Here is a 13,074-nt window from a genome sequence, read left to right as displayed (position 1 = left end):
CCTACTGCTGGGCAGATTGAATGGTGACCTTGCCGCGGCACATGCCATCTGAGAACACGCCTGAGGCTGTTCCGCTGCCAATCAGGCCGGTTGCGAACATCTTCACATCAATGGTCTCTTTGTGTTCGTCATTGGGGAAGATGATCTCGTACTCGTTTTCGATGGACAGGATGCCATCCCCAATGGTGCCTCCGGTGGAGGAGATGATGATGTCGTGGCCTTCTGCCGTCGTCTTCTGAGCGTCTGGTGAAGATGTGTCGGGATGGTCTGCGGTTTTGTAACCTGTCCCGTAGCGTTTTGCGCAGATGCCGTCGTCTGGCGTACCGTCTGCTAATGTCAGATTGGAGAATGTGACGGTTTCATTGTCACTGCCCAGACTGTGATCGTCTGCCAGAGCCGTGCTGCTGATATAAGCAATTGCGCCAAGGCTCGCTGCTGCACAGAGAAGTTTTTTCATAGGGTGCCACCGCATTTGTTATTTTTCTGGCTTAAAACCGCGCAAAGAGTAGTCCTGCTGCGTTAACGTAGATGTTTTTGCTGAGCTTCGATTTTCTTTAGGATGAAGAATGGGTTTGGGGGATGTTGCTGGATTTAGCCAGTTTCTAATGCACTATGCATAAACATCCGTGAAAACTGAAGATTTACGGAGTGCGGGGGCTGGAAAATCCGGGGCTTATGATAGGCTATGTTCTTAATTGCATTGATGCATCGTTCTTTTTTTGCCTGTCGTGTTTGGTATGAGCAGGGGTGTGCAGGCCAGCTACAGATTTTGAGGTTTTTATGAAAGTCAGAGACGCGGTTCTGGCCGATGCTGAAGAAATCAGCGTTTTTTTGCAGGAGCTTGCTGCGTTGGGAAAGCGCAGTTTGCCGAGTGATGAGGCCTATGTGATCTCTCACTACATTGCTCATGCAGATAAAGTCCGCTGTTCTGTGGTTGAAGATGTGGATGGGACTCTGCTTGGGCTGCAGATCCTGAAACGGGCATCAGAGGGCAACACTTATGGCGTGACGGCGGGTTGGGGCATTATTGGCACCCATGTGCGCCCGAGTGCTGGGCGTCGCGGTGTCGGGCGTGCCTTGTTTGCTGAAACGTTTGATGCTGCCAGACAAGCCGGGCTTGAGAAAATTGACGCCACGATTGGTGCCTCCAATCCGGAAGGACTGGGTTATTATGAGGCGGTTGGCTTTCGCACCTATAAGACAAACGAGGGTTCTGTCAGTAAATGCCTTGAGCTGACTGCGGAAACTGCGCCGGTCCCGAAGTGATCACTTGGCGTCGATGACAGAAAACCTTCCGGAGCAGATGCCATCTGAAAAGACACCGGTGAATATTTTGGAGTTCACGAAGCCGGTTATGAACTGGGTGTTCTCAACTTCTTCATCCGGATCATTGGGGAACGTGATGAGGACTTGCGAGTGTTCGGCATAAATGCCGTCACCGCGTAACTCGCTGCGGGCGTAGAGGGAGAACTTGTGCCCTTTGTCGCTGACAAACTGCCCGCGCCGTCCGTTTGGATCGGGATAGACAATGTATCCGTTGCCATAGCGTTCTTTACAGAACTCGACCCCAACTGCATCAGTCAGGACTGTTAGGTTCTGGATGGCGATTTGCCGTGATACAGAAAGGCGTTTCAGGTCGATGAAGGGATTGCCCCGGTTGTCGCGGTGGGTAACCTGACCGTTGGCTTGCCCCAGCATTCCAATGGTGAGGATGAGAGCTACACCGGACTGTTTCAGTTTTGTAAGGCGCATGTCTACTCCCATTTCAGACCTGCTGTGCCTGACCTCTCGTCCCGGATCTGTCGACGACAGGACTGAGGCTTGCTGCTGCACAGAAAATCTTCTTCATGGGGAGCTTCCACTCGTTGCTGTTCAGGCCTCACGACCCGCAGAGAATAGTCCTGCTGCGTTAATGTAAATGCTCTGGGTTCAATTTGATTTTCTTTAAGATGAAGAATGTGTTTCGCGTGATTGTCTGGGTTTAGTCAATTTCTCGAAGCAACGTTTTGCAGGATCACTTGGCTTCGACAACGGAAAAGTGTCCGGTGCAAATGCCATCAGAGAAGACGCCGCTGAACATCTTAGAGTTCACGAAGCCTGTTATGAACACGGTGACCTTGACTTCTACATCCGGATCGTTCTTAAAGGTGATGACCAGTTGCGAGTGTTCAGTATAAATGCCGTCCTGACGCAGCTCACTGCGATCGTAGAGAGTGAGCTTGTCGTTCTCTTGGCTGATAAACTGTCCGTGTCGTCCGTCTGGGTCGGGGTAAACCGTGGTCCCGTTGCGATAACGTTCCTTGCAGAACTCGATGCCCACGGCATCTGTCAGGACTGTCAGGTTGTCGACCAGAATGTGCCGTGATGGGGACACGCGTTTCATGTCGGTAAACGGATTTGCTCTGTGCTCGCGGAGGATGACTTGGCTGCTGGCTACCCCCAGCATTGCAAGGTTGAGGATGAAGACTACTCCAGACTGTTTCAGTTTTGGAAAGTGCATGTATTCTCTCACTTCGGATCTGTTGTGTCTGATTTTGTTCTCAGAGCTCCTGTTGATCGCGTTGCGACTTGCTGTTGCACACAATGACTTCTTTATGAGGTGCTGCCACATCTTGCTTTTCAGGACTGATGCGCCTCAAAGAATGGTCCTGCTAGCTTAATGTAACTGTTCTGCGCCCAACTTGATGTTCTCTAGAATGAAAAATGCGTATTGTGCGGTGTCCAGATTTAGTCAGTTTCTAATCCACTACGTTTATTGAGTGATCACTTGGTGTCTGTGATGGAAAAGTGCCCGGCGCAGGTGCCATCTGAAAAGACGCCGCTGAATAGTCTGGAGTTCACGAAGCCGGTTATGAATACGGTGACTTCGACTTCCACATCAGGATCATTGGAGAAAGTGATGAGCATTTGTGAGTGTTCAGCATAAATGCTTTCTTCGCGCAGCTCACTTCGGGCGTAGATGGTGAGCGTGTGACCTTTATCGGAGACAAACTGTTTCTGTCCTCCATTTGGGGTGGGATAAAGGATGTAGCCGTCGCCATAACGTTCTTTGCAAAGCTCAATCCCCACGTCATCTGTCAGAACAGTCAGGCCATGAACTGAAACTTGTCTTGACGGGGAGACGCGCTTCATGTCGGTGAACGGATTGGCACTGTTCTCGCGGAGGATGATTTGACTGCTGGCTGATCCGAGCATTCCAAGGACGAGGACAACGCCGGACTGTTGCAGTTTAGTAAGGTGCATATGTGCTCCCGTTTCAAATCTGTTTTGCCTAACTTCTTGTGCCAGCGCAGCAGCTATGAGCTGTCTTTATTTGTATTCCAATGGGCCAACAGAAACCTTTCCGGTGCATGTGCCGTCTGTGAATACGCCACTGTAGTTGTCGCCGCCGATCAGGCCGGTCACGAATTGAGTGACCTCAATCTCTTCACCTTCATTGCCGGGGAATGTCATCATGAACCGGTCATGTTCAGCAAAAATGCCTTGTCCTAAAATCTCGTTTCTATCCACCAGCGTTACGGTGTGTCCCTTGTCGCTGATGTAGGTGCGTTTGGGGGCTTCTTTGGAGGGGGAGACTGTGTACCCGTCACCATAACGCTCAACGCAGATGGAATTGTCTGATGTGCCGTCCTGCATGCTCAGGTTTGAGAAGGCAACGTCCCGGGAAGCTTGTGCGGTTTCGGTGTTTGCTGAGGAATAGCTTGCCAGACCGGCAGAGAGGAGCGTGAAGGCTGCAAAAACAGGGAGGGGGGCAAGACGCATCAATACATCCTTTTCTGATGCCGGTGGCAGTGCTGGGCACTTGGTCAAGCATCAAGGATAGGGATGTGGTGAGGCATGAACAGGATTAAGCCGCCTCATGGTTTGTGGGTGCTGAAAGCAAATGGTGCTTTTCAAATAAAAAAGGAGGCAAAATGCCTCCTTTTTCTGAAGTTTAACTTCTCAGCTCAATCAGCTTTGCTGCATTTCCCGAACAGCGGTGTCCGCTTTCGGGGAAATGTTTTTAACGACGCTGGTCGATTGGCTGATAGTCACGCTCGGAATAGCCGGTGTACAGCTGGCGTGGACGACCGATACGCTGGGAAGGATCTTCAATCATTTCCTTCCACTGTGCGATCCAACCTACTGTACGAGCCAGTGCGAAGAGCACGGTGAACATGGTGGTTGGGAAGCCCAGAGCACGCAGGGTGATGCCGGAGTAGAAGTCAATGTTTGGATAGAGCTTCTTCTCAACGAAGTAAGGATCGGTGAGGGCAACTTTTTCCAGTTCCATTGCCACTTCAAGAAGCGGATCGTCCTGGTGGCCCAGCTCTGCAAGCACTTCATGACAGGTTTTCTGCATGATGCGTGCGCGTGGGTCGTAGTTTTTGTAGACGCGGTGACCGAAGCCCATGAGGCGGAACGGATCATTCTTGTCTTTTGCACGTGCCACATACTCAGGAATACGGTCAACAGAACCGATTTCGGAAAGCATGTTCAGAGCTGCCTCATTCGCACCGCCATGAGATGGACCCCACAGACATGCAATGCCAGCTGCAATACATGCAAATGGGTTTGCGCCTGAAGAACCAGCAAGACGTACGGTGGATGTGGAAGCGTTCTGCTCGTGGTCAGCGTGCAGGATGAAGATACGGTCCATGGCGCGTGCCAGAACCGGATTTACTTTATATTCCTCACATGGAACTGCGAAGCACATGTGTAGGAAGTTGGATGCGTAGTCCAGATCGTTTCTTGGGTAAACGAATGGCTGACCAACGTGGTATTTGTAGGCCATTGCAGCAATGGTCGGCATCTTTGCGATCATGCGCAGGGATGCAACCATGCGCAGGTGTGGATCGGAGATGTCGGTGCTGTCATGATAGAAGGAAGAGAGAGCTCCAACGGTACCGGTCATGACTGCCATTGGGTGAGCGTCACGACGATAACCCTTGAAGAAAGAGCTCATCTGATCATGGATCATGGTGTGGTAGGTTACACGATGAACAAAATCGTCCTTCTCTGCGCGTGTTGGCAGTTCGCCGTACAGCAGCAGATAGCAGCTTTCCAAAAAGTCGCCGTGTTCGGCGAGCTGTTCAATCGGGTAACCGCGGTAAAGCAGAACGCCTGCGTCACCGTCGATGTAAGTGATCTTGGATTCGCATGAGGCAGTTGATGTGAAACCAGGGTCCAGTGTGAAGTGATCAGTTTGCTTATAAAGCGAACCGATGTCCAGAACATCAGGGCCCATGGAGCCAGAGTGGACGTTAAAGTCCCAGCTGTTGTCTCCAATAGTCAGTTTCGCTGTTTTGTCGCTCATATCAGGCAACCCCCATTTTGTATCTCCTCATGCGACTTGCTTCATTTGTGTACAAATGAATACACTGCATGATCTGACGTTTCCGCCCGGAGGAGAGTGTTGTCGTGGAACTGCCTATATCATTTGCCGCGATGGGGCAAGCGCCCGCAACCAATGCTTTTAGCTATAAGTGTAACTACCGCTACGAATGACTAGTATTTGCAGCGGTAGTTTCTTTTAGAATTCAGCGAATTAAGCTGAAAGATCACGAATGCGTGCGCAGGATTCGTCTTTTCCGAGCACTTTGAGCACGTCAAAGATGCCTGGGGATGTGCCACGACCAGTGAGTGCAGCGCGCAATGGCTGAGCAACTTTGCCGAGTTTCAGCTCTTCTGTTTCAGCAACTGCCTTAACGGCAGCCTCGGTGCTTTCCACGGTCCACTCGTCCAGTGCTTCCAGAGCAACCAGAACCTTGCCAAGAACAGCACGTGCCTCGTCAGAGAGGATCTTTTCAGCCTTTGCATCCAGATCCAGCGGACGCTGAACCCAGAGGTAACGAGCAGATTCCAGCAGTTCGACAAGGGTCTTTGCGCGCTCTTTCAGGCCAGGCAGAGCTTCAACCAGTTTGTCCTGATTTCCGTCGCCCGCAATCCACGCCATAACGTCTGCGCCGCCTTCCACGTCCATCAGATAGGTGAGGAAGTGGCCGAGCAGCTCCTCCTCATTTTCTGAGCGCATGTAGTGAGCGTTCAGGTTTTCCAGCTTCTTGAAGTCGAAACGGGACGGGGATTTGCCTACAGCGTCCAGACCGAACCACTCGATCATCTGATCGGTAGAGAAGATCTCGTCATCGCCGTGGGACCAGCCGAGGCGTGCCAGATAGTTGCGCATGGCGGATGGCAGGTAGCCCATAGCCCGGTACGCTTCTGCACCAACTGCTCCGTGGCGCTTGGAGAGCTTTGCGCCATCTGGTCCGTAGATCAGCGGAATGTGCGCCATGACCGGGACATCCCAGTTCAGAGCCTTATAGATTAGGGACTGGCGCGCTGCGTTGGTCAGGTGGTCATCGCCACGTACGATGTGGGTGACGCCCATGTCGTGGTCGTCTACCACAACAGCCAGCATGTAGGTTGGGTTGCCATCAGAGCGCACGAGGATCAGGTCGTCCAGATCCTTATTGGCGAACTTGACGGTGCCCTGAACCTGATCTTCCACGATGGTGTCACCTTCGAGCGGTGCTTTCAGGCGAATAGCCGGTGCGATGCCTTCCGGTGCTTCAGATGGGTCACGATCACGCCAAGTGCCGTCATAACGCGGCGGGCGACCTTCTGCGCGGGCCTTCTCGCGCATCTCGTTCACTTCTTCCGGGGAGCAGTAGCAGTAGTACGCAGTGCTGTCCTTGACCATCTGCTCAGCAACTTCGCGGTGGCGGTCAACGCGGCCATACTGGGAGATCGGCTCGCCGTCCCAGTCCATGCCCAGCCAGGACAGACCGTCCAGCAGCGCATCTACGGCTTCCTCGGTGGAGCGGGAGCGATCGGTGTCTTCGATACGCAGCAGCATTTTACCGCCGCTGTGTTTTGCCAGAAGCCAGTTGAACAGGGCTGTACGGGCGCCGCCAATATGCAGGTAGCCAGTAGGAGAAGGCGCGAAGCGCGTCACAACAGGTTTAGTCATAGGTGTTCCGGAAAAGTTTCAAGTTACTTCGAATAGTTTGGGGTAATTACGGCGGGGCGCCGTACCTCTGCGGGCTGTGTACCATAGCATTGAAAAGTTCCCAAGTGGCAGAAAGGGACTTAAGGGTGCGCGAGGGGCAATCATCCTCAGACAAGACGCAATCTGGTGGCTGTGCTCCCAGAATAGGTGAGCTTTGCCTTGAGGAGGATAAGTTTTCTTCTGTGCTGTTTGAGACCGATACGGCGCTTGCTGGGCGAGCCACACAGCAACGCACAAAAACGCAAGTCAACGCAAGAAACGCACATAGCAACGCAAGCACGAGGTTTGCTGAAGAGAAACAGCGCCTTAGGCTTTGTGATGTGGTCCAAAAGACACGTGAGTTGCTGCGTTTCGTGCTGAGGCCGGATTGGTCAGCTGTCATGACTTATGCCCGCTCTGCGCTCGTGCAGGATTGGAACAAGGGGCATGGCATCCTCTGGTATGCGCTTTGCCATTTAGCTGGTGTGCTGGTTTATTTCTCGCTCCCCGCGGAACCTTATAGCGTTTTAAGCGGAATTCCTTTTATCTTATTGGTATTATTTGCTTTTCAACGTTGGAGGGGCGGGCGATTGACGGTTGGTCTAACCGCGCTTTTGTTCTTTTTAGCCGGGTTCTTCCTTGCTGATTTGCGCGTGGAGTATGCGCGCGGCGACCCGCTGGAGCGTCCGGTTACACGTAAAGTGGAGGGTGTGGTTGCTGGAGTGAAGCATTCTGGCAAAGGGGCTTACTCCGTCATTTTTGCAGATGTGACAACACTTTCGCAGAAGAGCGTAACTCCTCTTTCTTATCGCATCCGGATCAGCATCAAGGGGATGAAAGAGGCACCCGTGATGGGGGACAGGATGCAGCTGAAGGCTCGGTTGTTGCCGCCTGGAGGTGCGGTGCGCCCCGGTGGGTATGACTTTGCCCGAACTGCGTTTTTCAGTGGGATTGGTGCGGTTGGCTACGCGCTTTCCAAGCCGGTTGTTGTGGCACCCGTAGAGGGTACAAGTTTTCTGCAAGGGATAGAGCGTGTACGTAGCGGAATTGCGCAGCGGATCCGGCGGGTGTTGGATAACAGCGCGGAAAGTGCGTTTGCTGTTGCGCTTCTGGTGGGCAAGCGAGACTACCTTGCCACCGCTGACAAGGATGCGTTACGCAATGCCGGACTTGCTCATGTCCTCGCCATCTCCGGTATGCATATGGGTCTTGTGACCTCTCTGGTCTTCCTTGGTGCCCGTCTGATCCTATCCCTCAGCCAGTCGCTTGCGCTGAAAGGACATATTCACGTTTATGCCAGCGTGGCAGCACTGATTGCGGCGATTGTTTATCTTGGTTTGTCAGGAGCTTCTGTGGCAACGCAGCGGGCTTTTTTGATGGCGGCGATGATTTTATGCGCGGGTCTGCTTGGTCGGCGGGCCTTCAGTCTGCGTGGTCTGGCGCTGGCTTGCCTTGTTCTTTTAAGCCTGAGGCCGGAGGAAGTTCTGGCTCCCGGGTTTCAGATGTCCTTCATTGCAGTGCTCGCCTTGCTCTCAGCCTATATGCTTGGGAAGGATTGGTTGCTCGGTGATCGAGATAGTTCGCGCAGACGGAATGTCTCATGGTTTCATAAGGTTAGTCGTGTAAGCTTAAGGTGGATTCTAGCTTGTACGTTGACCTCGTTGATTGCAGGTGCTGCCACGGGGCCAGTTGCGGCGATGCATTTTGAGCAGGTTGCGCCTTATGGAGTTCTGGGGAATATCCTTGCTATGCCATTGGTGACTTTTGTGGTTATGCCCCTTGGGTTATTGAGTCTGTTGGCGATCCCGTTTGGTGCGGATGCGTTCTTTCTGCAAGGGATGGAGGCTGGGTTGGCGCTGGTGCTGAAAGCCGCTTACTGGGTGAGCTCACTCAGTGAGGGGCTGACCAGTCTCGGGGTTGCTAGTGCCCCGGGTTATCTGCTTGTGATCTTTGCTATTGTTGTGCTGTGTGTGATGCCACTGCGCCTGAAATGGCTTTCGCTTCCGGCATTTACGGTGAGTGTCCTGATGTTTGCCGGTGGCAAGGCGCCTGATCTGATGATTGCGGATGCGGGCAAGCACATTGCTTATTATGGGCAGGATGGTGCGTTTCTACTGACGTCCTCACGTATGTCGTTTGCTGCTGACAGCTTGTTGCGCGCTGGTGGGGTTTCAGCGGGTTCGTTCAAGCAGCACAAGGTGAGGGCTTCAGATCGGTCCTGTGATGAGCGCGGCTGTGTGATTGAGATATTCCCTCAGCAGCCTGCGGAGGGAGGGAGGATAAGCTCTGCGCCGATCCTGTTGGCACAGTCTAAAGTAGCTGAAGTTTTGGAGGCTGACTGCCATCTTGCCACCATCGTCATCACACAGGCTCAGGCGCCTCCGGCTTGTCGGGCTGAGTTGGTTCTTGACCAGAAGGTTTTCGGAGAGCGCGGTTCAGCTTACATCTGGCTTTCTGCTAATGTTGAGGGCGGGGAAAGAATAAAAAAAGTGCGCTGGGCATATGATGCTCAGCGCAGACCTTGGAATCCAAAATTGCCTCAGGCAACCAATGACTTAATAGCGGCGGAAGAGCGCAATCATCTTGCCTTGAACGTGGACGCGGCCCGGGCCGAAGATGCGAGTTTCGTAGGCGGGGTTGGCCGCTTCCAACGCGACTGAGGCGCCTTTTTTGCGCAGGCGCTTCAAGGTTGCTTCTTCTTCATCAATCAGCGCCACAACGATTTCGCCGTTATCAGCCGTGTCACCACGTTTGATCAACACGGTATCTCCATCGAAGATACCGGCATCGATCATGGAATCGCCTTTGACTTCCAATGCATAATGCTCGCCACGCCCCATCAGATCAGCAGGCATTGCGATGGTATGGCTTTGTGTCTGGATTGCTTCGATTGGGACGCCTGCAGCAATGCGGCCCATGACCGGGATTTCCAGCGTTGGCACTTCGTCTGGTGATGTGGTGCGTGGAGGTGGCGGCGTTGCTACTTTCTTGCTCAGGGAGCCCTCAATCACCTCAGGTGCAAAGCCTTTTTCCTTGGCGGCAGGCTTCAGGCCCGGAGAAATAGAGTCTGGCAGTTTGAGGATTTCAAGTGCACGAGCTCTGTTCGGCAAGCGGCGAATGAAGCCGCGCTCTTCCAGAGCTGTGATCAGCCGGTGAATGCCGGATTTGGAACGGAGGTCCAGCGCGTCCTTCATCTCATCGAAGGAGGGTGGAACACCGGCTTCCTTCAAGCGTTGATGGATGAACATCAAAAGCTCGTGTTGCTTCTGTGTAAGCATCTTTTATCCCCGTTCGCTCCTAAGGCGCTGATTGAAAGTGAGCGGCCATTCCTGACCAATCGCGGTTTTGTAATTCCAAGAAGCTTAAAGACTTCAACTTCTGCGATTGGAAGGACAAAACACGAACGTACTCTACCTGTTCTCATTGTGTTCTGCAATGGGTTTGTTGAGGTTAAGCCCTGCTAGAACTGGGGGATTTGGTTTCTGGTGGGTGAGTGGGCAGGGGTTGCCCACTTCTGATGACTGGATTCAGCGTAGCTTGAGCAGGTCCACTTTTTCACCTGCCTTTGCAGCTGGTGCGTGTGGCGGGCGAATGATCAGGGCGTCTGCTTTTGTCAGCAAGGCAAGCATGGAAGAGTCCTGTTTGCCAAACGGCGTTGCTATCAGATCTCCGTGTTTGTCTGTACCCAAACTGGCGCGCAGGTAGTCCTGACGCATATCATTTACAGGCAAATCATCTGCCAAAGTTGCTTTGGTAACGCCTTGATTTGTCACAGAGACCGTGCGGCCTAGCATCTTATCCAGAAGCGGGCCAAGGAAGAGGAGTGCGCATACAAGACTGGAGACTGGATTGCCAGGAAGGCCGAGGACTTTCATTGGGCCTAGGGCGCCGGCCATGAGGGGTTTGCCCGGGCGCATGGCGATGCGCCAGAAGCCAAGCTCCATGCCTTCAGCTCCCAGTACGTCCTGAATGAGATCGTGGTCGCCAACAGAGGCTCCGCCGAGTGTCACCAGTACATCGGCTTTTGCTTGGATGGCCTGCTTCACGCGTGCTGCGATTTCCTCAGGCTGGTCTGGGGCGATGCCGAGCATCATCGGCGTTCCGCCGCAGTTTCTGACGAACTCTGCAATGCCGACCTGATTTGACGCTATGATTTGATTCGGGCCGGGTATCTGGCCCGGTTCGACGAGTTCATCACCATTTGCGAGGATCGCAACGACTGGCTTTTTGCGTACCGGAAGGGATGCGTGGTTCATGGCGCCTGCAAGAGACAGTTCGCGGAAGCCGAGTGGGGCACCTGCCTTCAGGAGGACCTGACCTTCTTTGAAGTCGAGGCCTGCCGGACGGATGGACTTACCAACAGAAACAGCTTCCTCGCAAAACAGGTTATCCCCGTCACGGCGGGCGTTTTCCTGCATTAAAATCGCGTCGACGCCTGCTGGAACAGGTGCACCTGTAAAGATGCGCAGAGCTTCTCCGGCTTGCAGCGTGCCATCGAAGTTATGCCCGGCAGCTACTTCTCCAATGACCTTCAAAGCAGTCTCTGGATCGACCGTATCAGCAGCTTTGACAGCATATCCATCCATCGCTGAGGCCGAAAATGGAGGCTGCGTTCTCGTTGCAGCAACATCTTCTGCCAGAATGCGTTCTCCAGCTTCAAGTAGTGGAAGCTGCTCGGTGCCGGTTGGCCTCACATCTTTTAGAAGGCGGTCCAGCGCTTCTTCAATACTGATCAAGCTCATTGGGAGTTATCCTCCTCAGCCAGATAGTGACCGGACTTGCCGCCCTTCTTCTCCAGCAACCGGATTTCACCGATCTCCATAGAACGGTCAACGGCTTTTGCCATGTCGTAAATTGTCAGGCAGGCAACGGAGGCGGCTGTAAGTGCTTCCATCTCGATGCCAGTCTGGCCGGATACCTTTGCGAAGACTTCGATCTCAATTCCCGGCAGTTCAGGATTGGGTGTGAAGTCCACCTGAACCTTGGAAAGCGCCAGAGGATGGCACAACGGGATCAGCTCGTGAGTTCTCTTGGCCGCCATGATGCCAGCAATGCGCGCTGTTGCGAGCACGTCGCCTTTCTTGGCGTTGCCTGAAAGGATCATGTCCAGAGTTTCAGGCTGCATTTTTACCTGACCGCCTGCACGGGCAATGCGTGAGGTAACCTCTTTCTCCGAAATGTCGACCATATGAGCCGCACCGCTGTCATCTAAGTGAGTGAGTTTTGGAGAAAGTTCTGACATTGTCTTGCCTCTGGACACAGTTTGTTCAGGTGTCTGCTTTTGCCAAGCAGTTGATTTTTAGCGCTTAAGCAAAGCTTTGGTTGCGGTTTCCACATCTTCCTGACGCATCAGGCTTTCGCCGATGAGGAAGGTGGAGATACCGGAGTTTTCCATTCGGGAGAGGTCTTCCGGAGTGAACAGGCCGCTCTCGCCAACGATGATCCGATCTTGCGGGATCAGTGGTGCGAGCCGCTCGCTGGTTTCCAGAGATGTCTCGAAGGTTTTTAAATTGCGATTGTTGATGCCAACAAGCGGAGAGGAGAGCTTCAGTGCGCGTTCCAACTCAGCTTCGTCATGAACTTCGATAAGCGCATCCATGCCCAGTTCAAATGCGGCGTCTTCCAACTCTTTGGCCAGTTGGTCGTCAACAGCTGCCATAATGATCAAAATACAGTCAGCGCCCCATGCACGTGCTTCATGAACCTGATAGGTGTCATAAAGGAAGTCCTTGCGCAGAACTGGCAGGGAGACTTCAGCGCGAGCTGTGACGAGATATTCTGGTTTGCCCTGAAAGGATGGTGTGTCTGTCAATACGGACAAGCATGCTGCACCACCGTTTTCATAGGCTTTGGCGAGTGCGGGCGGGTTGAAGTCAGCGCGGATCAACCCCTTGGATGGACTTGCTTTTTTTACCTCTGCGATCAGGGCGTACTCACCATTCGCATGCTTGGCTTTCAAAGCATCTGCAAAGCCGCGTGTTGGTGTTGCTGCTTTAATCGCCTCATTCAGATCAGCCAATGAAGTTTGCGCTTTGGCAGCAGCAATTTCTTCACGTTTGTAAGCTTCGATTTTCTTAAGGATATCTGACATGGGATCCGTGGTC

General features: G+C 53.1%; 13 protein-coding genes. 2 read left to right on the top strand and 11 right to left on the bottom strand.

Annotation, left to right across the window (positions count from 1 at the left end; translation table 11 throughout):
* Nucleotide 1: 1 nt before the first annotated feature.
* Nucleotides 2–457, bottom strand: a complete 456-nt coding sequence (locus PsAD37_RS18150; protein ID WP_063297360.1) for a hypothetical protein — start codon at nucleotides 455–457, stop codon at nucleotides 2–4.
* Nucleotides 458–780: 323 nt separating this feature from the next.
* Between PsAD37_RS18150 and PsAD37_RS18145 the strand changes: the two genes are divergently transcribed.
* A complete protein-coding gene (locus tag PsAD37_RS18145) occupies nucleotides 781–1,266 on the top strand; it encodes a GNAT family N-acetyltransferase (RefSeq protein WP_063297359.1) in 486 nt (161 codons plus the stop codon).
* On the opposite strand, the gene PsAD37_RS18140 is transcribed toward PsAD37_RS18145, so the two are convergent.
* The 6 genes from PsAD37_RS18140 to gltX all read right to left on the bottom strand — a co-directional run bounded on the left by PsAD37_RS18140 (nucleotide 1,267) and on the right by gltX (nucleotide 6,952).
* On the bottom strand, nucleotides 1,267–1,752 hold the full coding sequence (locus PsAD37_RS18140) for a hypothetical protein (RefSeq protein WP_063297358.1): 486 nt from the start codon (nucleotides 1,750–1,752) through the stop codon (nucleotides 1,267–1,269).
* 262 nt (nucleotides 1,753–2,014) lie between these two features.
* Nucleotides 2,015–2,500, bottom strand: coding sequence for a hypothetical protein (locus PsAD37_RS18135; protein WP_063297357.1), 486 nt, complete (start codon nucleotides 2,498–2,500; stop codon nucleotides 2,015–2,017).
* Between the two features lie 263 nt (nucleotides 2,501–2,763).
* On the bottom strand, nucleotides 2,764–3,243 hold the full coding sequence (locus tag PsAD37_RS18130) for a hypothetical protein (protein ID WP_063297356.1): 480 nt from the start codon (nucleotides 3,241–3,243) through the stop codon (nucleotides 2,764–2,766).
* A gap of 66 nt (nucleotides 3,244–3,309) precedes the next feature.
* Nucleotides 3,310–3,762, bottom strand: coding sequence for a hypothetical protein (locus PsAD37_RS18125; protein ID WP_208991953.1), 453 nt, complete (start codon nucleotides 3,760–3,762; stop codon nucleotides 3,310–3,312).
* Between the two features lie 241 nt (nucleotides 3,763–4,003).
* Nucleotides 4,004–5,296, bottom strand: a complete 1,293-nt coding sequence (gene gltA, locus PsAD37_RS18120; protein ID WP_057465514.1) for a citrate synthase — start codon at nucleotides 5,294–5,296, stop codon at nucleotides 4,004–4,006.
* 231 nt (nucleotides 5,297–5,527) lie between these two features.
* Nucleotides 5,528–6,952 (bottom strand): glutamate--tRNA ligase, encoded by a 1,425-nt coding sequence (gene gltX / locus PsAD37_RS18115; protein WP_063297355.1) that lies wholly within the window; start codon nucleotides 6,950–6,952, stop codon nucleotides 5,528–5,530.
* A 125-nt stretch (nucleotides 6,953–7,077) separates the two neighbouring features.
* On the opposite strand from gltX, the gene PsAD37_RS18110 reads away from it, so the two are divergent.
* Nucleotides 7,078–9,630, top strand: coding sequence for a ComEC/Rec2 family competence protein (locus tag PsAD37_RS18110; protein ID WP_063297354.1), 2,553 nt, complete (start codon nucleotides 7,078–7,080; stop codon nucleotides 9,628–9,630).
* Here the strand turns inward: PsAD37_RS18110 and lexA are convergent.
* From lexA to trpC, 4 genes are all read right to left on the bottom strand, one after another.
* Nucleotides 9,526–10,248, bottom strand: a complete 723-nt coding sequence (lexA, locus tag PsAD37_RS18105; protein WP_057465511.1) for a transcriptional repressor LexA — start codon at nucleotides 10,246–10,248, stop codon at nucleotides 9,526–9,528. The genes PsAD37_RS18110 and lexA overlap by 105 nt on opposite strands.
* Before the next feature lie 249 nt (nucleotides 10,249–10,497).
* The gene (gene glp / locus PsAD37_RS18100) at nucleotides 10,498–11,712 is read right to left on the bottom strand and encodes a gephyrin-like molybdotransferase Glp (protein ID WP_063297353.1); all 1,215 of its coding nucleotides are present in this window, start codon (nucleotides 11,710–11,712) and stop codon (nucleotides 10,498–10,500) included.
* On the bottom strand, nucleotides 11,709–12,212 hold the full coding sequence (gene moaC / locus PsAD37_RS18095; protein ID WP_057465509.1) for a cyclic pyranopterin monophosphate synthase MoaC: 504 nt from the start codon (nucleotides 12,210–12,212) through the stop codon (nucleotides 11,709–11,711). The genes glp and moaC overlap by 4 nt, the downstream gene beginning before the upstream one ends.
* A gap of 57 nt (nucleotides 12,213–12,269) precedes the next feature.
* Entirely contained in the window at nucleotides 12,270–13,061 is a 792-nt protein-coding gene (gene trpC / locus PsAD37_RS18090) for an indole-3-glycerol phosphate synthase TrpC (RefSeq protein ID WP_063297352.1), read from the bottom strand.
* Between the last annotated feature and the right edge of the window lie 13 nt (nucleotides 13,062–13,074).

It is taken from the genome of Pseudovibrio sp. Ad37 (assembly GCF_001623075.1).
Taxonomy (GTDB): domain Bacteria; phylum Pseudomonadota; class Alphaproteobacteria; order Rhizobiales; family Stappiaceae; genus Pseudovibrio.
Note: the sequence above shows the minus strand (reverse complement) of the source record. Positions and strands in the feature narration are given on the sequence as shown.